Source organism: Allocoleopsis franciscana PCC 7113, from assembly GCF_000317515.1.
Lineage (GTDB): Bacteria > Cyanobacteriota > Cyanobacteriia > Cyanobacteriales > Coleofasciculaceae > Allocoleopsis > Allocoleopsis franciscana.
The window spans coordinates 7,049,880-7,071,121 of record NC_019738.1 but is presented as its reverse complement, the minus strand read 5'-3'; the positions used below and the strand labels follow the sequence as shown (position 1 = coordinate 7,071,121).

The window sequence follows — 21,242 nt, the reverse complement described above, 5'->3', positions numbered from 1 at the left end:
AGTTAGTCTTGGCAACACCAAAATCACCAATTCCTTTTTTTGGTAAAAATCGGCTAATCTAGCTGAATTGAACTAGGATTACAGCCGAGTAATGCCAGACTAATGGGGAGGTTGTACTGTGAGTTTGGGTAAATGGATTGGCTTATTTGCCTTTATCCTTTCCCTGTATATTTTGTGGCAAATTCGGGAAGTCCTTCTCCTGATATTTGCTGCTGTCGTGCTGACCAATGCTTTAAATGTTTTGGTGGAACGATTCTCTCGATTTGGTATCAAGCGGAGTTTTTCTGTCCTGCTGTCGGTGCTTGTGTTACTGACTATCTTGGTCGGATTTTTCTTGCTGATTGTACCGCCCTTCGCTGAGCAGTTTCATCAACTGAGTCTATTAGTTCCTAAGGGAATACAACGATTTAGCACTTGGGTTGAAACACTACAAGCTCGTATTTCTCCGCAGTTAATTCAATATCTCCCTAGTATTGAGCAACTGAGCCAACAATTACCACCTTTAGTGAATCGACTATTGGGCGGTGGAATCACATTTTTTTCTAATTCTTTGGGTGTTCTCGTTAAGATTTTGCTAGTGATTGTTTTGACGTTGATGTTACTCGCTAATCCGGGAGCTTATAGGAGAAGCTTTGTACGCCTTTTCCCAGCTTTTTATAGACGTCGGGTTGATTACATCTTGGATGAATGCACGGTTGCTTTGCGAGGGTGGTTGGCGGGGATTCTTTTTAATATGTTCGTCATTGCCTCATTGAGTTTTGTAGGGTTGTTGATTCTGAGAATCAGATTACCACTGGCACAAGCAGCTTTGGCTGGATTTTTCACCTTTATTCCCAATATTGGACCGACGCTGAGTGTGATCCCACCAATGGCGATCGCGCTTCTCGATACTCCGTGGAAGCCTTTTGCTGTCTTGCTGCTCTACGTCTTAATTCAACAGGTTGAATCAAACTTATTGACTCCTTATGTGATGGCGCAGCAGGTATCTCTGCTTCCTGCTGTAACCTTATTAGCTCAAGTATTTTTTGCTACGTTCTTCGGATTTTTAGGGTTACTTTTAGCTCTACCCCTTACTGTTGTGGGTCAGGTTTGGTTAAAAGAAGTCTTGATTAATGATATTCTGGATCAATGGCATTCCGCCCCTGAAAATCAGACAGAAATTGTCATTGTTTCTGACACCCCGGACGTTATTGAAGCTTCAGAGGAAGAGGGTGAGAAGGAAACTCCAGCAGATATAGTCGTTCAAGAGCAAGCTAGTGATGATGAGCTTGAGCAGAAAATGTAGGCTACTGGCTCTCTTAACGCTAGGGAGTGTGTTCACACTCGTCGGCTCGCAAGGTTCCGGCAGTGCCTAAGGTTCCATCTAAAATAATGCTTTTTCAACGCAGGTATCCCTATCCTTTCACAGGACTAGCAGATATAAAGTTAGATAGCTGATGATGGATGTAATTAGGAGGGATTAAATGGAAACCATAAACTTGCTTCGCTCTGGACAGTTAGCCGGAAGCAAACGACTCAAGCTTGCCTGCTCCCTGACTCAATTTCCCTCAGAGATTTTTGCTCTTGCAGATTCCTTGGAAATATTGGATCTATCGAATAACCATTTAAGGGCTTTACCCGATGAATTTGAACGGTTGAAACACTTGAAAATTGTTTTCTTTACCAACAATGATTTTGAGGAAATTCCAGAGGTACTTTCGCAATGCCCTCACCTCAAGATGGTGAGTTTTAAATCCAATCAGATTGCAAGTGTTGGCGAACGCACCCTACCGCCTTCAATCCGTTGGCTGATTCTCACCAACAACAAAATTGAGACGCTACCCGCTTCCTTTGGCAGCATGAGCCATTTGCAAAAGCTGATGCTGGCTGGCAATCGGCTCTCCTCGCTCCCAGAGGAGATGGCTGAATGCAAGAACTTGGAACTCATACGGCTTTCGGCAAATCAGCTTGCTGCGCTGCCCTCCTGGTTGTTCACCCTTCCTCGCCTATCCTGGCTGGCTTATGCTGGCAACCCCTTGTGTCGTGCAGACGCTACTCATCAACCAGTGCTTCCAGACATTGATTGGGACGAGCTGACGCTAGGGGAAATTCTTGGGCAAGGTGCTTCCGGGGTGATTTATCAGGGGCTTTGGACGACTGAGCTTGCTCAAAAAGAGGTCGCGATCAAAATATTCAAGGGTGAAGTTACCAGTGACGGGTTACCTGCTGATGAAATGGCGGCAAGTCTGGCGGCTGGGTGCCATGACCATCTTGTTAACGTGCTAGGCAAGCTCAGCAACGAGCCGGAGCAGAAACAAGGACTTGTGTTTTCGTTCATCCCCCCCGATTACAGAAACTTAGGGCAGCCGCCGGACTTTGACACTTGCACAAGAGATACATACAGTGCAAACGCCTCGTTCTCTTTGCCTGTGATTTTACGCCTGACGATTGGCATTGCCTTGGCTGCCGCACACCTTCATGCCGAAGGCATCATGCATGGCGATCTCTACGCTCATAATATTCTGGTCGATGAAACAGGTCATAGTTTGCTGGGAGACTTTGGAGCTGCTTCTTTTTATGATCCGAGTAATGTGGTGATAGGGCAAGCGCTAGAACGGTTAGAGGTGAGGGCTTTTGGGTGCTTACTGGAGGATATGTTAGACCGTTGCACACTCCAGGAGGAGTCTGAGTACGATAAAGCGGTGGAAAGTCTTCGTTGCTTACAGCAAGACTGTCTAAACCAAGTTTTATCACAGCGTCCTCTATTTACAGAAATCGGCGAGCGTTTGACTAGCGTCGAGCGACAGGTTTATGGTAAGGCCAAATAATTTTACAGTGATTAAATAGAGTAGAAATACTCAAAAACTGCCACAATTAGAAATGTGACAGTTAGAGCCTGATGGATTGAAACCCTGATTACACAAGGATTCTATTGAGTTTAGTTAGCGAGCATGGAGGGATTTGAACCCCCGACCCTCAGAACCGGAATCTGATGCTCTATCCACTGAGCTACATGCCCTTACTTCCTCACAATAGCATATCACGGGATGAACACTAGAGGTAAGCCATCGGATCGACGGGTTCGCCATCTTGACGCACTTCAAAATGCAGATGAGGGCCGGTGGATAATCCTGTAGAGCCTACCGCTGCGATCGCTTCTCCCGGCTGTACAATTTTTCCCTGACTCACATACAGCTTACTACTATGACCGTAGAGGGTACTAATCCCACCGCCATGGTTGATAATCACCGTATTACCATAGCCACCGTACCAACCTGCAAAAATCACTTTACCGCCTTCTGCCGCCCGAATCGTGCTGCCATAGCTGGCACCAAAGTCAATACCCGCATGAAAGCGCTCTTGACCGAGAATGGGATGACGCCGCCAACCAAAGCCGCTAGTAATCTCTGCGTCACTGGGGAACATCAGTGAACCATTGCTAAAAACGCCGGTGTGAGGAAAGATTGCCTTGTTCGAGGCGGCAACTTCCCGGCGAATCAGGACACCAATATTTCTAGAATCGATCGCTAACTGCGCTTGAGCCGATTCTAAGGCTTGCTTGTCAGTTTTGAGCCGTTCCATCAATTGCTGCTGCGCCACCAGTTGGGCTTGGTACTGCGCCTTTTGGGCTAACAGTTGCTGAGTTAAGAGGGCAATTTGGTTTTTCTGTGTCTCAACCTGTATTTTTTGCTGGTTAATCCGATTGGCTTCGGTTTTGAAGCTGAGTAAGATTTTCCGATCCGCTTGATAAAGCAATTTGACGTGGCGACGGCGATCTAAAAATTCATTGAGGTTTTGGCTTTTGAGCAGAATATCCCAGCCAAAACCGGTGCGCCGTTGGCGTTGCAGGAAGCGGAGTCGAGCAATAATCGCAGCCTGTTTTTGATAATACCGACCTTCCGCGATCGCTAATTTCTCTTGCACCCCTCTCAGACGCTTGTTGGCGAGTTCGATTTGAGCCGCATAATCTTGGTAAACGTTATCAGTAGCTTGAATGTTCTGTTGAATGTCGGTGAGTTGGCTTTGAACCGCTTGTTCAATCTTCGAGAGGCGATCGCGTTCTTTTTTCAGTTGCGATCGCTGCTGATCAATGCTTTGGCGCATCTGTTCCAGGGTATCGACAGATGCCGGACTGGCAGAAGGATCGGCACTCACGGGCGTTGCTACAAAAAGCAGCCAGATGAGCAGGCAAAAGGCAATCAGGTAAACGCCAAAATGTTTTCTTGTTCCTAGTTTTTGTTGGCTCATCGGCTCATCGTTGACAGGGCAGGCACAAAACCAGCCCCTACACAAACATTAATCATCAGGGGGTTAGAAAAATCTCGAAGGTTGGTTATTCCAATTCAATCGTGGGGTATCCGTCGCGACAGTGGGTCATCCGTTGGGGGTTTAACAGACGTTTCCGTATATTCGCAAAAGATATTGAGTCCGATTTTGACAAGATAAAAGACAACCATCGCGGCAATCGCAGGAGCAAACGGAAATTCCTGTGCGGCTGCCAACTCTTCCAAACAGACAATTAACTGAGCGAACAACGCTGTACTTGCTAAATCATGGCTGTATTCTTGGAATCTTGTGCCAAAGTGTTCATTTTCACACAGTTGCTCACGCACTTGTTTCAGCATCGCCTGCCGCAAGCGTGCCAGATCGTAGGATTTGGTTGGCCCACTCACCTGACTCAATAACTCATCAAAGGAATCGTAAAATCTGCCGTCGTATTGTTCCAGCGTCGTCAATGCTTTTTGAGCAGAGTCATCCCCCTGTAAAATTTCTCGATAATGATTAATTTCATGACTAGTCAATTGAGCATCCATTCTGTTTAATTTTGACTTTAATTGTTCACTTGATATATAGCAGTTCTCAGTTACGTGAGGTACATCAGAATTACCTAACCCCCTGCCCCTTCCCTACTAGGGTTGCGGGAGTAAGAATCAAAGCCTCTCTCCTTTTAGGAGAGAGGTCAGAGTGTATCTCATCCAATCGAGAAGGGCTATATCTATTTATCAGTAGGACATTGCGGATGCCGCCCACCGTTGCTACAAATAAAATTAATTTGCTCACCATCTAAATTTTTCACGTCGGCAAAATTAACCCCCTTGATGCGGGCTGATGAAGCCGCGATCGCTGGCTTTGCCAGAAATTGATTCGACCGAACTGGGGGTGTGGTGGCAAAAGTCGCTCCCTGTAAATCGACTCCTGCAAGATTGGCTCCCCGCAAGTCGGCATTACTCAGATCGCAGTTCCGTAGCTTTGCCTTTTGCAACTGGGCATTCCTCAGATCTACCCCAATCAGTTTAGTGGAACTTAGGTCAGCTTCTTGGAGGTTAGCGCTGCTCAAATTTGCCCCCGAAAGATTGGCACCTTGCCAGTTCGATTGAGACAAATTGGCAAACGTGAAATCACTTCTCACCGCTTTAACCTTTCCCAGACGGGCACCATGCAGATTGGCACGAGCAAATTTGGCTTCTCCCAAGTCAGCGCCCGTTAGGCTAGCATTTTCTAAGACACCCTGACGCAAATCGGCACTAATCAGTTTAGCGCTGCTGAGGTTTGCCCCTGTGAGTCGGCTGTTGGATAACTTGGCTCGGTTGAGTGTCGCCCGCATCAAATTAGTGCCATTTAACACAGCATTGGTCAAATTGGAACCCGTTAACTCGGCGTCTCTGAGATCCGCACCACTTAAGTCTGCAATCCAATCATCAAAGGTGCCAAGGCGTTCATCTTCACCCGGCCCGTAGAAGATGCTATTGCGTAAACTGGCGTTGGTCAAATTGGCTGAGCGGAAGTTGATGCCAGATAGGATGAGGTTGTCTAGCACCAAGGTAAATTGGGCAGAACCAGTGTTCACCTGACTTAAATCGGTACGGCTGAGTTCGGTTTCGGGGAGTTGACCGGTGTAGATGGTGACAATTTTGGCGATCGCTCTTTTAGTTGCCCGTTGTCGCAACGCCACCAACTGCTGATTTTGGGCTGTACCTCGACGCCGTAGCATCTCTTGGTCATTTTGCAGCGCTTGATTCAACCGTTGCAGAGGGGCTAACGCTTCCGGCCCCTTACTCACCAAGGCTTGTTGGATGGCATCAATCGAGCTGGGAGTTTTTTCCTGAGCCAGCAAATCCACTAAAAACGGAACAGCACGGGCATCATCTAGCCTTGCCAGTGCCAGGATGACTCCTTGCCGTTCTTCTATCGCCTTACCAGGAGTGGAGCTTAATTGCTTCACGAGCTCCAGAAACACCTGATTGTCCTGTTTTTTGAACTCTCGTCGATTAGCCTGACTTTGAATATAAATTTGAGTCCCGACAAAGGTTCCCAAAATAGACGCCATACTGGCAAACGCAATCAGCAGCAGAGTTACACCGGGATGTCGGCGCATCCACAACCAAAGATTCAGTGAGTCTCGCTTCGGCGTCTGGGATGTCAGAACAATCGTTGTGACGGTACGAGTGGGACGTTGTCTTGGTTCTGTTGCCTCATCTGGGAAGGGTAAACCGTCTTCCATTTCTAATGTGACGGTAGGGTTATGCCCTAGTGATTGCCCCGTTTGAAACGAATTCGGGTAGGATGAGAAATTCTTACGACCATCCAAGACAAATGTTCCTGCCAATTGGTCGTGCAAAGTGCGGCGTCGAGCGTTAAACAGGTAACAACTACTCTCTGCCAAGAGCATGAATCCTGCAAGTCCGAGCAAAATCCCGACATCGGGAAAGGCTCCCGTATAGCGCCAGAGCAGATAAGCTGCCGAGAACGGTAATCCCCAGCGTCCCACGGCTTCGCGCCAAATAGCGCGGATCATCCCCGGAGGCGCACCATAGGCGGTAACAACCTGTACCCCAAACCAACGCTTAGGAGTGGTTTTACCTGTTTTTCCCAACAGATAGAGTTGCCAGCTTGTCACCACGACAGGGATAACTAACGCCCCACACCAGAATAAGTTGGTTAAGGGAGCAACCGAGCGAGTCAGGGGTTCGCGCAAAGGGTAGGCGAGAGTTTTAGCGATCGCCTCCTCTGTAGACGCCAGCACTGGGTTGAGAGGAACAGGTTCTGCTGTTGAATGCTCTTTGGCATACCAACCGATGCTGTAAGGGATCAGGGCACTCGCCGCCACCAGCGACACTTCAACCACAACCGCCGCACAACGCCGCGTCACCAGTGGCAAAGCCCAACGAAATCGCAGCGGAAGCGATCGGCCAACCTCTTGATTTTTACTTCTTTTTATACTAGGGCTAGCCATGCTTAAACCTCACGCCATGAGGGAAGGATTTTTACTTATTTAGGAGACGGGGGAGTCACGAAGAACTTATACACCAAGTACAGTATTACTCCTAGAATGGCAAGACTGATCAGGGAAGCAACGAGTCGAAGTAAGCTCAAAAAAAGCGAAGCACCGACAATGACGGCGATCGCCACAACCGCCACTTTACCGGGCTTGGGTAGGCTGTTAAACCAATTGAGTACTCGATTCCGACTGGATTCAATTTGAGAGCGATTGATATAGCGCTCCAGTGGCTGCCGGAAAGGCATTTCGACCGATGGTAGGGGTTTGTCTTTATTGAGTTCTGCTTCGAGTTCCTGAAGTCTGCGCTCGTAATCTGGATTTTCTTGAGGATTCATGGGGAGATTGACGGCTAGCTGCGACGATAATGACAATTAAACTTAACCGACGACACAACGAGGAGAGTTTCTGGTGTGATTGTAGCTTGCGACAGCCAGATAAAATTCGATCGCTGAGTCGAATTCATGGATAGGTGTAAAGTGCATCGTGACGCATCCTTCTAGAAAAAGGATACATACATTAGTGCTGTGTACCGAGAGTGACAGTTGGTAAACAGGAACAAATGACGTACCCAAGTTTCTAAGAATTTAGGACACTGAGAATAAGAAGATAAAAGAAAAGAAACGCTCAAAGAACGACATCGTCAACGATGCCCTTGACAGAGCTTGTCAATGATGACTTTTATGGCGTCAATGTTGACTCAGCAGAGTGTATTACCGAAATTTCCAGTCTGGAACGTTCTTAACCCATCTGCTCCTCTACAACATCTAAGCATCCTAGTCTTATTCCTAGGAAGTGGCACCTCCCGCCCCGCTTCCTCCCGTCCTCACTTTGGGCACGGGGTATTCAGCGGTTTAAATTCCATGAAAAACTTGAAACATTGGATGGTTGTTCCCACTGCCTTGGCAATGGTTTTGAGCAGTGCTGGTTTGGTTCGCTCTCAACCCATTCAGATTGCCCCAGGATTTCAACCCGATCCGCTCGTCGTCAATGGCACCTCTGGCGGCTCAACCAAAAGCCAAAGCTGCGGCATGATTAGCGCAAAACCGAACCATGTCCTCACATTAAACGGTAATTTCAATTATCTACGCATCAACGTGCAAAGTTCGGGTCAGCCCACACTTTTGATTAAAGGACCAAGTGGTACGTCCTGCGTACCGGCGGACAGTTTGTCTCAGGGCATTATTCAATCCCCAGGGTATTGGGAGCAAGGTCTGTACTCTATCTATGTCGGCGATATGGCTGGAGGCCAAAACCCCTATACCCTATCCCTGACTCAAAAGCCATAACCTTAGAGGCAGAGGAGGAAGATAAAGAAATATTTCTCCATCCTCTTTCTCACACTAATCTTCTAATAGCTGAACCGAGACTTCTACGGCTTCGACATCAATCGTACCGGGAGGTGTCAGACGATTGAAGTGTCCTTGTTCAACTTTCAAAGGTTCGCCACAGTTAGGGCAACTACAATCGGTTTTATTAAATCCGGTGAATTCATAACTACAGACAGGGCATTTGTCTTCAACTAAATTGCGTTTCAACCACCAGCGAAATCCTAGCCACCCAATCGCTGGGGCAATGATGACTAAACCAACCAGAATCAAAAAACCGTTGACGACCCAACCCAAGCCAACCGATCCCAGCAACAAAGCCGTCGCGAGGAGAGGGAGCCAACAGCCCAAACCCGATAGGTTGAACTGTAATAGTTTCGAGGTGTCTTGGTTCACGATAGTCTTTAAGAATGCAGCACGGTATTTGATATCTCCATCCTAGTTCAGATTAGTCTTGACCTGAGTGTGTGTGAGCAAGTTTGGTTTAAGTGACCGCTACTAAGCACGGACTACTGCCTCTTGGCATTTGTAAATCATTAAGTCTGGGACAGAACGGATGAATTCAGCTCTAAGTAGAGGAATTTACCGTAGAATTGAGCAGCAGCGTTAACTGCTGCGTGAGCGTATTTTTACCAAATCGGCTCAGGCACTGTTCTCGTAACCACTGACCGTTACAGCGCTGATCGTCTCCTTTGAGAATTTCAATACAAGCGGCAGCAACGGCTTCTGGGTCTCGGTGCGGAACGTGCCAGCCGAGGTATCCGTCCTGTAAGGGGTCTGCGGAACCATCGGCATCACCCGCCAGCACGGGTTTACCACAAGCCATTGCCTCTAAGTAAACAATGCCAAAGCCTTCTTGAGACGGCATAATGTAGGCATCTGTGAGGCGGTAGTGTTCCACCAAATCGGAGGTTGGGACGAACCCGGCAAAAACAACCTGATCACCAACACCCAAATCTTGAGCAAGCTGTTCTAGTCTGGGTCGATCCTCACCTCGACCAATGACGAGATATTTAACGTTGGGGAAAACAGTTGCGATCATAGGAAGTGATCGAATCGTAACATCAACACCTTTATACAGATCGGTCGGCCAAAGCCGTGCCACCGTCATTAGCACCTTAGCATCCGTCAAACCGTACCGTGCAACTAACGTGGGTGATTTGGAGCCAGGGGTGAACATATCCCCATCAACCACACAAGGCACAATCTTCACGTTATCAGGGTTCAACTCATTAGCTGCACAAAGGCGATCGCGACTGTAGCGGCTAATCGTCCAAATTCCGGCGGCGGTAACTAAAGCCTGACGTTCGCGATCAGATAATCGATACCAAACCTCTTTTCCGTAAGTCAAAACGGTGTAGGGAACTCCCCAACGCTGACACAACCATTGAGTTAGCGGTGCTAGTTTGATATGACCACAGAAAACGTGGCTGGGGCGACGTAACCATAAACAGTTCCACAGTCTTACTGCCAGCCGCAATCGTCCTAGCAGAGGATTTTTCGTTTTCAGGTAATGAAATTTAAACGTGTCATGATCTAAAGGATTGTGACATTTCCGGTCATCCCTCAGCAAAAAAACTTCAGTGATTGTTCGCCGACGGGTCTGAAGCGACACTGAACAATAGGCGTGCAAGACATCTTTGACGTAGGACTGAATGCCCCCTTCACAATTAAAAACTTCTAAAAAAATAAATACATGGTCAGCTTTGCCTTTGCCGTCCATTTTCTGAGTAAAGCTGGATTGACTTTTAACTTTTTTTAACTTGAGACTTATGTATTTTTTACGGAATATTTGCTATTTCAGCCGTTTTCGCGCCCCCTAACCCTCCTCGTATCATCTCCGGTTAAAAAGAGGGCTATAGGTAAATCCTGCCAGTTCAATGGAAAATTTGCATAGAAAAAAATTGACACCTGATAGTGTATTTGAGCAGTACATTAGCACGGCTAAGACACTAACAGGCGTCAAGGCAAAGTAATTCAAGTCTTAAAATAGACCGAGGGTGAGAGACTTATCGATTGGGAAGGTCGCACCAATACCCAACCACATGGTAACGAGGGTGCCAAACAAAAACACCGCCGTTGCCACTGGGCGTCGGAAGGGATTTTGGAACTTATTAACGTTTTCGATAAATGGTACGAGGATGAGACCTAAAGGAATCCCAGCCATTAGGGAGATTCCCAGCAGTTTGTTAGGAACGGTTCGCAGGATTTGGAATACTGGAAAGAGATACCATTCCGGGAGGATTTCTAGCGGTGTAGCAAAGGGGTTCGCTGGTTCACCGACCATAGCGGGGTCTAGAACCGCCAAACCAATGCACAGTGCAATGCTTCCCATAATCACTACGGGGAAGATGTAGAGGAGGTCATTGGGCCAAGCGGGTTCGCCATAGTAGTTATGACCCATTCCTTTGGCCAGTTTCTCGCGCAGCTTTGGATCGTTTAGATCCGGCTTTTTAAGTGTTGCCATTTTTAGACTTTTCTCCTTATCTATTCAGATCGGCAGTCAGAAAGTGGTTAGCCTCTAGCTTGATTCTATTGTGTTTTTGAAGTGAGCTAGAACCGATGACTTTCAGCTTCGCGCTAACTGCCAATGGTTCGCTTTACAACGGGCCAGAAATGCCTTGCTTGCGAATCATGATGAAGTGTAGCAGCATGAACACCGCAATCAGCCAGGGCAACACAAATGTGTGTGCACTGTAGTAGCGAGTGAGAGTTCCTTGTCCAACACTGGCACCACCGCGAAGGAGTTCGACCAGTAAAGGACCAACGACGGGAATCGCTTCGGGAACACCAGAAACGATTTTGACAGCCCAGTAACCAACTTGGTCCCAAGGCAGCGAATAACCGGTAACACCGAAGGAAACAGTAATCACCGCTAGAATCACGCCCGTCACCCAGGTGAGTTCGCGAGGCTTTTTAAAGCCACCCGTGAGGTAAACGCGGAAGACGTGCAGAATCATCATCAGCACCATCATGCTGGCAGACCAGCGGTGGACAGAGCGGATCAGCCAACCAAAGTTTACTTCAGTCATTAAATACTGCACGGAGGCAAAAGCTTCTGTGACAGTCGGCCGATAGTAAAAGGTCATTGCAAATCCAGTGGCAAACTGGATGATGAAGCAAGTGAGGGTAATCCCACCAAGACAGTAAAAGATATTAACGTGGGGAGGTACATACTTGGAGGTAACGTCTTCGGCGAGTGCTTGGATTTCTAGACGCTCCTCAAACCACTGATAGGCTTTCGAGTCGGTTATTTGCTTAGAGAACATGAAGCCAGAATTCCTAAAAGGATATTGTGGGATGAGAAATCCCTCTTATTATTCGTACACAAAGTTATGTGTACTTTCTTAATCCTACCACTGACTCCCTTCTTTAGGGGCTGGCAGTTGCACTCCTAGTATGGAAGAGAGGAACCGGAGTGAGGGAGTGAGACCAGAGCTAAGCGTGAGGATGGGAGAGTGGGGAAGGGAATTCTATTTTTGCATTTCTCTCATCTATCGCGGGTACGGAAGCGCTATTGAACCGCTGCAAGGGCTTGTTAGGGTACCAACATAAACAGCCTTGAGGAAAAAGTGTATTTCAAGCCACCCTATTCTCTAAGGCTCTGCCACACTAAGAAGTTAAAGAATCAAAGCCTAAAGTCAAACTATTGGTCATGCACAAACGAGCTTTTTGGGTCGGACTCTTACTGCTGTTTCAACTCACCCTTTCTGCCTGGTGGACACCACCCGCCTTAGCTTTTACAGAGGAGCAAAAGCTCTTCTCGCAAGCGTGGCGCATTGTCAGTCAATCCTATATCGATGACTCATTTAACCATCAAAACTGGTGGCAACTACGGGAAAAGGTACTCCAAAAGCGGTTGGATAACCGTGAGGGAACCTATTCAGCCATCAAGAACATGCTGGAAAGTCTCGACGACCCCTTTACCCGGTTTTTGACACCCAATCAATATCGGAGTTTGCAGGTGAATACCTCCGGAGAGCTATCGGGTGTGGGGTTACAGATTGCTCTTGATCCGGAGACGGGGGAGTTGGCTGTGGTGGCACCAATTGCAGGTTCTCCAGCAGAACAAGCAGGAATTCAGCCCCGCGATCGCATCCTCGAAATTGATGGGATGCTGACCTCACAACTCACCCTAGATGAAGCCGCCTCCAAGATGCGTGGAGCAACAGGCACGAAAGTTACCCTGAAAATTCAAGGAAAGGAAGGAGAACCCAAGTCGATTGAGCTGGTGCGCGATCGCATTGCCCTCAACCCCGTCTATGCCGTACTCGATTCCAGTCAAAATAATACTCCGATTGGTTACATTCGCTTGACCCAGTTCAGTGCCAACGCCCCCTCTGAATTAGCGAGTGCGATCACTCAACTTGAGGAACAAGGCGCACAGGGTTACATTCTTGACCTGCGGAATAATCCTGGAGGACTTCTACAGGCCGGGATCGAGATTGCTCGCTTCTGGTTAGATCAAGGAACTGTGGTCTATACCGTTAATCGGCAAGGAACACTGGGTAGCTTTGAAGCCTATGGCCCTGCGCTCACAGAAGACCCATTGGTTGTTTTAGTCAATCAGGGGACAGCCAGTGCCAGCGAGATTCTGGCAGGAGCCTTGCAGGATAATGGCAGAGCTAAGTTGGTTGGGGAAAAAACCTTCGGCAAAGGCTTAATTCAATCGTTATTTGACTTAACCGATGGTTCAGGACTCGCCGTAACTGTTGCTAAATACGAGACACCCAACCACCGGGATATCCATAAATTGGGTATCCAGCCCGATCTAGAGGTCTCTTTAGATCCCATTACTCTGAATCAGGTGGGAACAGCAGCAGACGAGCAATATCAAGTCGCCGTCAAGTTGTTAACGAGTCAATCCGTGGTGGCTGAGGCCGTTAAGAGTTAGATGCTAAGAAACTAAGGCATCAACGCGAAGGCGATTGCCCAAAGAGCAACACCAAGGGCGATCGCCTTAAGCCGTACTCAACTCCTGAACTTTTATATTCCGATTCAGTCTATTAACTTAGAGCCGTATCGACCAACTCATAGCAGCGGTTGAGCGTTCAGCAAAGCCCCTAGATCTAGCTGAGCCAACGGCTTGTACGTCTGAGCGATCGCACCTCTACCCCGTAGTGATCCTGTATTGGCACCAGGACAGAGATAATTCAACGTTTCAGGAGTGAAGCGCTCAATTAAAAGCTTTACACTCTGAATTTGACGAGGCCAGTGAAAGGTCTTCGAGGTACGTAGAGGTACAGGTTCCCCTTGCTGATTCGGCAACAAATGACGCCCGGAAAACAGCACACCGCCAGCCGATGTGTAGTACAAACAAGCCGAACCCGGAGAATGACCGGGCGTCCAAAGGACTGAACAATTGGGACTGAGGGTCAACTCGTACTGAAATGATGTTACATTCAGTTCTGGCAGTAAATAGGCTTCTTGTTCTTGGATCAGGATTTGGCAGCCTGTCGCCTCCTGAATCTCCCGTGCTTTGCCAATGCCACCTCTATGGGTCAAAAACAGTAACGAGACTCCCCCTTTCTCCCGTAAGAATTGCTCATTAGTTTCATTCCAGGCGGGACAATCAATCAGGAGGTTACCTGCATTTTCTACAATAAGATAAGCCGTGCCACCCAAGGTATCTCGATTGGGTGCAAATGCAAAAATAGTATCCAGGATAGGGCGTGGTGCTTTGAGTGCAGTGGGTAGCCGGTTGGAGGGTGAGTTTTGAGGAGGAATAAAGTTGCCCTGTTGCGGGGAATCGGGTTGCACAATGCTTGTATGCCTGTAGTAGTTAACGAACGGTGTTGACCTTCTCTAAGATCGTTCTTTTACACCAATTGTGATCTTTACATCATGGAACTCTGGTTGCTCCTAATTTTACTGAGTCTGGGTCTTTTCACTTACATTACTATCCAGCGAAGTGTTGCTGAACTGACCCGGACGCCAGTATGGCTATTGTGGCTGGTGCTCATGACACCCGTCCTGATTTGGAGTGCCTGGATGCTGGTTTATGGAAAGAATACTCCACCCCCACTGATCCTGATGGTCGGCCCATTTGTGCTTTGCCCCCTGTTGTACTGGCTGCTGATTCAGTGGGGACGCCAAATTCCTAAGCCGCCTGTGAATCAGGAGGTTGAGAATAATAAACCTCAAATTTCAATCACTCAACAGACGATGCCATCAACCAGTGAGCCGTCAACACTACGCCCAATCAGTAAACAAGAAGAAACTGAACTGAGGAATTGTTTCCCTTGGGGGGTTTACTATCTCCAGAATGTGGAGTACAGACCTCAAGCGGTTTTGTGTCGCGGCAAGCTGCGAACGAACCCGGAGTCAGCATACCAGACAGTACGGGGAAATATAGAGGCCGAATTTGGCGATCGCTTTTTTGTGATTTTTCAAGAAAGCTTTAACGGTAAACCGTTTTTTGCACTGGTTCCTAATCCTCAAGCTCAGCCAAAAGCAGGACGGGAAACTGAATCCCTAACGCGACCAGGGTTTGCGTTGGCTCTGCTATTAATTACATTAGTGACAACGACTTTTGTTGGGGCTGAGATTGCTGGCGTCACAGCCAAACAGTCGCAAGTTGACCCGTCTATTTTACTTAGAGGGCTGCCCTATGCTGTAGCCCTCATGGCAATTTTGAGCATCCATGAACTTGGTCACTACATGGCGGCAAGGTTCTATAAAGTACGCGCCACGTTGCCCTACTTTATCCCCCTGCCCTTTGCCCCAGGAACGTTTGGGGCGTTTATCCAGATGCGATCGCCGGTTCCTCATCGTAAAGCCTTATTTGATATTGGGATTGCTGGCCCTCTAGCCGGCTTTCTCGTGACGATCCCTTTGCTGATGTGGGGACTTGCCCACTCTGAAGTCGTTCCTCTGTCTGACTCCTCTGGGTGGTTAAATTTTCAATCCCTGAATCCTCGATTTTCCTTGTTGCTCACGGTGCTGAGTAAGTGGGCATTAGGCAGCGCCTTGGCTCCAAAAATGGCGATTAATCTTCATCCGGTGGCTGTCGCCGGCTACATTGGTTTGGTCGTAACAGCCTTTAATTTAATGCCTGTCGGGCAACTAGATGGCGGTCATATTGTCCATGCCATGTTTGGTCAGAGAACCGGTATCGCGATTGGTCAAGTTGTCCGACTGCTTGTCTTGGTCAGAGCTATGCTTGAACCTGATTTACTAGTTTGGGGGATTATCCTGTTACTGCTGCCCGTAGCTGATGAACCCGCTCTTAACGATGTCTCCGAACTGAACAATTGGCGGGATTTTTGGGGATTGATCGCTTTAGTGATTTTAGCAGCTATTATTTTACCACCCGCTACGATCACTGGACTGTTAAATCTTTAAGCCGTAAGCAGTCGAGCACTCGTAGGCGGTCAAGAAAACCTATAGGTGTCAGTCCCAGCCATCCCAGTAGGGTGATTTCCCAATCAAATGACTCTCTAGTTACACTGGATAACAACGATTCTAGGATTATGCCCTTTTAAAGGCGGCTGATAAACCCTTGGCAACTCGTCGGATCGAGGGGAATCATCGGATGAATACCACGTTGAATGTTATCCACCATTACCCCGACCTTAATTCCCTGATCAGCAACAATGGGTCTGTGTTGGTCACACTTCATGCTTTACATGAGTGAATTCATCGAATTTCTTCTATTAAATAACCTCAAAATTAGTAAAACTTACTTGACATTTCTTCTCCCAGCCTCATCAAGCCAAGGATATAGGAAAAATGCCTGAAGCTAAAGCATCACAATCTCAGCAATCCTCACTCAATAGTCTTCCAAGCGGTTTCAGTAAGGAGACTATAGTGCCTTCAGAACCCCAGGAAGGTCACTGGTTGATTGTACAAGACGATAAAGGACGCCGAGAATTTCCCCTAGGAGGGGAGGTGTATTCAATCGGCAGAGCACCTAACTGTGATATTCGGCTGTATTCACTCTTTGTTTCTCGCCGACATGCCACATTAGTGCGACGCCAGCGAGAGGATGGCAGCTACTATTATCGAATTGTGGATGGCGACCTCAAAGGTCAGTCGAGTTCTAATGGCATCTTGATTAATGGTCACAAAGTTCCAGCTCACAATCTGGAAAATGAGGATATGGTGACGTTTGACCCTAGAGTAACGGCCAAATATTATCGCCTCAAGCGAGAAACCGGCAAGTCGGGGCCAATCGATCCGTTTGATGTGACCTTAATCGACCCTGCGATGATTGAGGAATCGGAGGATTAATCATTTTGGAAGTGCAGTCGCACCAAAGGTGAAAGTCCCGGTAGAAGTCAGCTTGTGATGAGAAAATCCGGCTAGCTTTGGAGGATGGAATTGTGGAGGAATAATGGTGGAAAAAGTGATTCATGTCATCGGCGGTGGGTTAGCAGGTACAGAAGCGGCGTGGCAAATTGCTAATGCTGGTGTGCCAGTCGTGTTACACGAGATGCGACCCGTGAGGCAAAGTCCTGCCCATCACACGGGGGAATTGGCGGAATTGGTGTGCAGTAATTCCTTTGGTGCCCAATCGAGCGATCGCGCTTCTGGTTTATTACACGAAGAACTCCGTCGCCTGGGTTCAATTATTATCCGCAAAGCGGATGAACATGCTGTCCCGGCGGGTGGAGCACTGGCGGTAGATCGGGCAGTCTTTAGCCATGAATTGACCGAAACCTTGGCAAGTCATCCTCTGATTGAGTTACGTCGGGAAGAGGTAGCGCAGATTCCCCCAGAGGGCGTGGTGGTACTAACGAGTGGCCCCCTGACAACACCGGCTTTGGCTGAAGACTTGCAACGCTTCACAGGCATGGAATACTTTAGCTTTTTTGATGCGGCATCGCCGATTGTGGTGGGGGAATCGATCAACCGGGATATTGCCTTTATGGCGTCACGCTACGACAAAGGTGAAGCCGCTTATCTCAACTGTCCGATGAACAAGGAACAGTACCTCCACTTCTGGCAAGAACTTTGTGCAGCAGAAAAGGCGGAATTGAAGGATTTTGAGCAAGAAACAGCCAAATTCTTTGAAGGTTGTCTGCCGATTGAAGAGATGGCACGTCGGGGAGAAGATACCATGCGCTACGGCCCCTTGAAGCCAGTAGGGCTATTTGACCCACGGACGAAAGAGCAACCAGAAGAAGACTTAAGCCAAAAGCGCGATCGCCCTTATGCCGTGATCCAACTACGGCAAGAAGATAAGGCGGGTCAGTTGTGGAATATGGTAGGATTCCAGACGAATTTGCGCTGGGGTGAGCAGAAACGAGTGTTTCGGTTGATTCCGGGCTTGGAAAATGCCGAGTTTGTGCGGATGGGTGTCATGCACCGCAATACGTTTTTGAATGCGCCGGAGTTATTGCATCCCACGCTGCAATTTAAGCAGCGCCCGACGTTGCTGGCAGCCGGTCAACTGGTGGGTACAGAAGGCTACACCGCCGCGACGGCTGGGGGTTGGTTAGCGGGGACGAATGCGGCGCGGCTGGTATTGGGATTGGAACCGATCATGCTGCCGCCAACGACGATGATGGGTGCGTTGATTGAGTTCATTAGTTCGGCTTCACCCAAGCATTTCCAACCCATGCCGCCGAATTTTGGGATTTTGCCTCCGTTATCGGCGCGAATTAAGAATAAGCAAGAGCGATATGGGGTGTATCGCGATCGCGCTTTGGCGGATTTGGATGCTTGGAGTAGGGGAATTCAGCCCTCTGCTGCCTAATACCAAGTTGCAGTCAAAGATACATACATACATAGGAGAGACAGGGAGGACAAGGGGGACAAGGGGGAGGGATAGTAATACCTATGAACACAACGAAGTATAAATCTAAACCCTCCCCCAATCCCTTTTTCACTAAAACTCCGGCGACAAGGAGAGAGGTGTCCGCTGGAGTTTCAGTTTGAGGAAGCAATTAAATAGGCAATTTAGATGAACAATAAATTAGCCTTCTGGAGACTTAATTCAAGGGATTCTCTAATATTGGTGTTTAACCGATGACTTAAAATTTGCTGAATTTGTTGCTGTAAATTGGATTCTGTATGCTCTTGCAGCGTTTCAAGAGATATCAGCAACCGATGCCTATCGAGTAGAGGCACATTTTCTATTAAGCTGTCAGCTTCCCATAACATTTGCTCTTGTGCTTCTGGAATCAGCTTCACCCAATTAGAGAGCAACAAGTTGCGCTCTACAATCGTCAGCTTCCATTGATAGTCAGGCATGTTGCTTGTCTCGTATAACATTCCGATACCTTTTACTAATGTAGAGACTGAATGTGAAAAAGTTGTCAAGAAAGCGCTCTTTTTTTATGAAGGCATTGTAAAAAGAGCGCTTTAACTATCAGTCGTGCTCAGATTGAAGGATTGATCGCCCTTGATGCCCTCTTTCTGTTGCCCTAACTGACGGATTTCAGGGATGCCCATAAGTCCATCTGTAGGACATCGGCTGTGAGGTTAGTGTTTTGGAGATTCCGTTCCCATGGATGGCTGATCTGGGAACTGGACTGATGACTCAAAATCTGACTGATTTTGCTGTGGACTTGTTCTTCTGTATGGTCTTGGAGTGTTTCCAGTAATGCAAGCAACCGCTGACTATCTACTAGAGGCACGTCCCCGATCAATTCGTCAGCCTCTTCTAACATTTGCTCTTGCGCTTCTGGCATCAGGTTCATCCAATTAGAGAGCGAGAGGTTGCGCTCTACGATGGTCAGTTTCCATTGATAGTCAGGCATATAGCTTATTTCATTTAACCGTTCTTTTTTCTTTTTTCAGAGGTTTGTGGGTATATCCGGAAAGTTTGGTTAGATAATCGGTGAAATTTAGCAAAAGCTGAAAATTGCAGATGCGATCGCATTTGAGCTGAGACACTCCAGTAGGGGGCGTTACTAACGCACCACTCTCATCATCTATCTAGAAGATTGCTATTTCAGTTGAGTCGTAGAAATTGTAGGATTTACGCTATCACTCAAAATTAAATCTATCAGCCAGGAGTTGACATTATATGAAAAAAATGGATAAAGGACGCTCTGTTCGTGTTTTGGCGGTAATAGCGATCGCAACGAGTGGGATGAGTCATTCTGCGATCGCACAAACTGACATCACACCTTCTCAAGCCAGCGTGAAATTGGCACAAGCATCACTAGCGGGACAGTGCCGTGCGACGAAACTGCAAATGCCCATTTTCCGGGAGGCTAATACGACGAGTGAGGCGTTACAACTTCTATCTGCCAATGCCGAAGTTACGTTAGGGGAGAATCGGGTGAATCGTAGGGGCTTTATTCGCATCAGTGCTCCTGTGGAAGGGTATGTGGAAGCGGTTAACCTGAAGCCTTGTACTGCCAGTACTGGAGTCACTACTACAGACACGACCCAAACGCCTGCAACGGCTTCAACAGCAGACCTTTGTCGTCGAGTAGCTCGACCACCGCAAGGTTTGGTGATTCGTCGAGAACCCACGACCACATCTGCTCGGCTGGGTAGGGTAGCTCATTTAGGACGGGTGACTCTGAGTGGTACTCCTGCAACGGAGAAAAAAGATGAGGTGCGTAACTGGGTAGAAATTTCTGCACCGGTTAGGGGTTGGGTTTCTAATGGGTTACTGACAGAGGAAGAAAGCAATTTAGGTTTTTGTCAGTAAGCGGCTAGCAGGTAATTGGGTGTTGCGCGATCGCACAACTATACATTAGTTCAGCTTCAATTCTCACTCCCTCACTTGGAGCATTGGTGAGGGAGTTTGGAAAGAAGTATTTTGGTTTAGGCGATCGCTTTTTGTTGCGCCCAAAATTGTGCCACTCGTTGCTGCCACTTGCGCCAGTAGTCCATCACTTCGTCAGGGTCAAACCAAGTTAAACTCACTTCATCGGGAGTGGTCGCAATTAGTAGAGCGTGGTTGAGGCTTACTCCATACTTCACACCGTACTGTCGGTTCAAGGCTCCACAATAAGCAGCTAACTGTAAGGGTTCATCGTAGAGGCGCTTAATCCTGTCTGCTGATTTGAATTCAATCACACAGGGGATGCCGTGATAACTGGCAACGCAGTCAACTCTGCCTGCATACCCTTCGTAGTAGTGGAAAACGTTGCCTTCAATCAGTCTGACATCATGGATGTCTTGCAAAATGGGTAACAGGTTATCCCAGTAAGGTTTGATGGAGTCAGGACAAGAGAAGGACTCACCCAGGAAGTAGCTTTTGGTTAGCTTGTGGATGAGATTACCGCGATCGCGTGAGGTTCGGGAAATCCGGTTTGCTTCAGATGCTCCGACTCGCTGACGCCAATTTGACAGTTGTGCTTTCTCTTGTGGAGATTTGGTAGCTTTCAGGATGCTGGTTATACCTGGGAGGCTAATGCCACGAGAATCGACAAGATATCCGAGGCCGTTTTCCCAAGCGGATTTGGCGTGGTAGTGGAGAAGGGGCTGAGTGTTGGGCGATCGCATAGGTAGATTGATGCTTGGATAGTAATTAGCTGAAAAATGATTGCTGGTAGGAGCAAAATAACCTTGCCCCATAATTAATTGGCATTTTTGTGCTTCTTCATTCATATGTTCTACTCTTTCTTAAAAAACTACCATTGGATAATTTTGGATAAAGTAGGTATTTTTTTGACAAAAATAAAACTAAAACTTGGCTAAAGTCATCTCAGTATGTAAAAGTATGGAAAAGTCATAAGCCAGATCATTATCTG

General features: G+C 47.7%; 21 protein-coding genes and 1 tRNA gene. 8 read left to right on the top strand and 14 right to left on the bottom strand.

All coding sequences use genetic code 11. The annotated features are described in order from the left end of the window. Positions 1-118: 118 nt before the first annotated feature. Together MIC7113_RS29105 and MIC7113_RS29100 are read left to right on the top strand one after the other, a co-directional pair. Entirely contained in the window at positions 119-1,285 is a 1,167-nt protein-coding gene (locus MIC7113_RS29105; RefSeq protein WP_015185771.1) for an AI-2E family transporter, read from the top strand. Between the two features lie 178 nt (positions 1,286-1,463). Continuing rightward, complete coding sequence (locus MIC7113_RS29100) at positions 1,464-2,807, top strand: leucine-rich repeat-containing protein kinase family protein (RefSeq protein ID WP_015185770.1); 1,344 nt, start codon at positions 1,464-1,466, stop codon at positions 2,805-2,807. Positions 2,808-2,925: 118 nt separating this feature from the next. Here MIC7113_RS29100 and MIC7113_RS29095 read toward each other — a convergent pair. The 5 genes from MIC7113_RS29095 to MIC7113_RS29075 form a co-directional block, all read right to left on the bottom strand. Continuing rightward, positions 2,926-2,998: transfer RNA gene (locus tag MIC7113_RS29095), tRNA-Arg, on the bottom strand. Positions 2,999-3,033: 35 nt separating this feature from the next. After that, positions 3,034-4,227, bottom strand: coding sequence for a murein hydrolase activator EnvC family protein (locus tag MIC7113_RS29090; RefSeq protein WP_015185769.1), 1,194 nt, complete (start codon positions 4,225-4,227; stop codon positions 3,034-3,036). Positions 4,228-4,322: 95 nt separating this feature from the next. Continuing rightward, a complete protein-coding gene (locus MIC7113_RS29085) occupies positions 4,323-4,793 on the bottom strand; it encodes a hypothetical protein (protein WP_015185768.1) in 471 nt (156 codons plus the stop codon). 182 nt (positions 4,794-4,975) lie between these two features. Beyond that, complete coding sequence (locus tag MIC7113_RS29080) at positions 4,976-7,213, bottom strand: pentapeptide repeat-containing protein (RefSeq protein WP_015185767.1); 2,238 nt, start codon at positions 7,211-7,213, stop codon at positions 4,976-4,978. A 35-nt stretch (positions 7,214-7,248) separates the two neighbouring features. After that, complete coding sequence (locus MIC7113_RS29075; RefSeq protein WP_155898115.1) at positions 7,249-7,629, bottom strand: hypothetical protein; 381 nt, start codon at positions 7,627-7,629, stop codon at positions 7,249-7,251. A gap of 489 nt (positions 7,630-8,118) precedes the next feature. On the opposite strand from MIC7113_RS29075, the gene MIC7113_RS29070 reads away from it, so the two are divergent. Beyond that, on the top strand, positions 8,119-8,544 hold the full coding sequence (locus MIC7113_RS29070; protein WP_041780266.1) for a hypothetical protein: 426 nt from the start codon (positions 8,119-8,121) through the stop codon (positions 8,542-8,544). 54 nt (positions 8,545-8,598) lie between these two features. Here the strand turns inward: MIC7113_RS29070 and MIC7113_RS29065 are convergent, their stop codons facing one another. The 4 genes from MIC7113_RS29065 to petB form a co-directional block, all read right to left on the bottom strand. Then, a complete protein-coding gene (locus tag MIC7113_RS29065; RefSeq protein ID WP_015185764.1) occupies positions 8,599-8,979 on the bottom strand; it encodes a hypothetical protein in 381 nt (126 codons plus the stop codon). 172 nt (positions 8,980-9,151) lie between these two features. Then, the gene (locus MIC7113_RS29060) at positions 9,152-10,306 is read right to left on the bottom strand and encodes a glycosyltransferase family 4 protein (protein ID WP_015185763.1); all 1,155 of its coding nucleotides are present in this window, start codon (positions 10,304-10,306) and stop codon (positions 9,152-9,154) included. 261 nt (positions 10,307-10,567) lie between these two features. Next, complete coding sequence (gene petD, locus MIC7113_RS29055; protein WP_015185762.1) at positions 10,568-11,050, bottom strand: cytochrome b6-f complex subunit IV; 483 nt, start codon at positions 11,048-11,050, stop codon at positions 10,568-10,570. 133 nt (positions 11,051-11,183) lie between these two features. Beyond that, positions 11,184-11,852, bottom strand: coding sequence for a cytochrome b6 (petB, locus tag MIC7113_RS29050; RefSeq protein ID WP_015185761.1), 669 nt, complete (start codon positions 11,850-11,852; stop codon positions 11,184-11,186). Between the two features lie 386 nt (positions 11,853-12,238). Here petB and ctpA point away from each other — a divergent pair, with 386 nt between their 5' ends. Next, on the top strand, positions 12,239-13,477 hold the full coding sequence (gene ctpA, locus MIC7113_RS29045; protein WP_015185760.1) for a carboxyl-terminal processing protease CtpA: 1,239 nt from the start codon (positions 12,239-12,241) through the stop codon (positions 13,475-13,477). A gap of 137 nt (positions 13,478-13,614) precedes the next feature. Here ctpA and MIC7113_RS29040 read toward each other — a convergent pair whose 3' ends face one another. After that, on the bottom strand, positions 13,615-14,310 hold the full coding sequence (locus MIC7113_RS29040; RefSeq protein ID WP_051055983.1) for a hypothetical protein: 696 nt from the start codon (positions 14,308-14,310) through the stop codon (positions 13,615-13,617). A gap of 117 nt (positions 14,311-14,427) precedes the next feature. Between MIC7113_RS29040 and MIC7113_RS29035 the strand changes: the two genes are divergently transcribed. Then, the gene (locus tag MIC7113_RS29035) at positions 14,428-15,927 is read left to right on the top strand and encodes a site-2 protease family protein (RefSeq protein ID WP_015185758.1); all 1,500 of its coding nucleotides are present in this window, start codon (positions 14,428-14,430) and stop codon (positions 15,925-15,927) included. A 136-nt stretch (positions 15,928-16,063) separates the two neighbouring features. Here the strand turns inward: MIC7113_RS29035 and MIC7113_RS36965 are convergent, their stop codons facing one another. Next, positions 16,064-16,204 carry a hypothetical protein gene (locus MIC7113_RS36965; RefSeq protein ID WP_015185757.1) on the bottom strand — a complete coding sequence of 47 codons (141 nt, stop codon included), beginning with the start codon at positions 16,202-16,204 and terminating at the stop codon, positions 16,064-16,066. A gap of 110 nt (positions 16,205-16,314) precedes the next feature. On the opposite strand from MIC7113_RS36965, the gene MIC7113_RS29030 reads away from it, so the two are divergent. After that, positions 16,315-16,815, top strand: coding sequence for an FHA domain-containing protein (locus tag MIC7113_RS29030; protein WP_015185756.1), 501 nt, complete (start codon positions 16,315-16,317; stop codon positions 16,813-16,815). A gap of 103 nt (positions 16,816-16,918) precedes the next feature. Beyond that, positions 16,919-18,283, top strand: a complete 1,365-nt coding sequence (trmFO, locus tag MIC7113_RS29025; RefSeq protein WP_015185755.1) for an FADH(2)-oxidizing methylenetetrahydrofolate--tRNA-(uracil(54)-C(5))-methyltransferase TrmFO — start codon at positions 16,919-16,921, stop codon at positions 18,281-18,283. Positions 18,284-18,486: 203 nt separating this feature from the next. On the opposite strand, the gene MIC7113_RS29020 is transcribed toward trmFO, so the two are convergent. Continuing rightward, a complete protein-coding gene (locus MIC7113_RS29020) occupies positions 18,487-18,780 on the bottom strand; it encodes a hypothetical protein (protein WP_051055828.1) in 294 nt (97 codons plus the stop codon). A 173-nt stretch (positions 18,781-18,953) separates the two neighbouring features. Continuing rightward, positions 18,954-19,289, bottom strand: coding sequence for a hypothetical protein (locus MIC7113_RS29015; RefSeq protein WP_015185753.1), 336 nt, complete (start codon positions 19,287-19,289; stop codon positions 18,954-18,956). 269 nt (positions 19,290-19,558) lie between these two features. Here MIC7113_RS29015 and MIC7113_RS33965 point away from each other — a divergent pair, with 269 nt between their 5' ends. After that, positions 19,559-20,194, top strand: coding sequence for an SH3 domain-containing protein (locus MIC7113_RS33965; RefSeq protein ID WP_015185752.1), 636 nt, complete (start codon positions 19,559-19,561; stop codon positions 20,192-20,194). 116 nt (positions 20,195-20,310) lie between these two features. Here the strand turns inward: MIC7113_RS33965 and MIC7113_RS29005 are convergent, their stop codons facing one another. Next, positions 20,311-21,099 carry a hypothetical protein gene (locus MIC7113_RS29005; RefSeq protein WP_015185751.1) on the bottom strand — a complete coding sequence of 263 codons (789 nt, stop codon included), beginning with the start codon at positions 21,097-21,099 and terminating at the stop codon, positions 20,311-20,313. Positions 21,100-21,242: the final 143 nt, after the last annotated feature.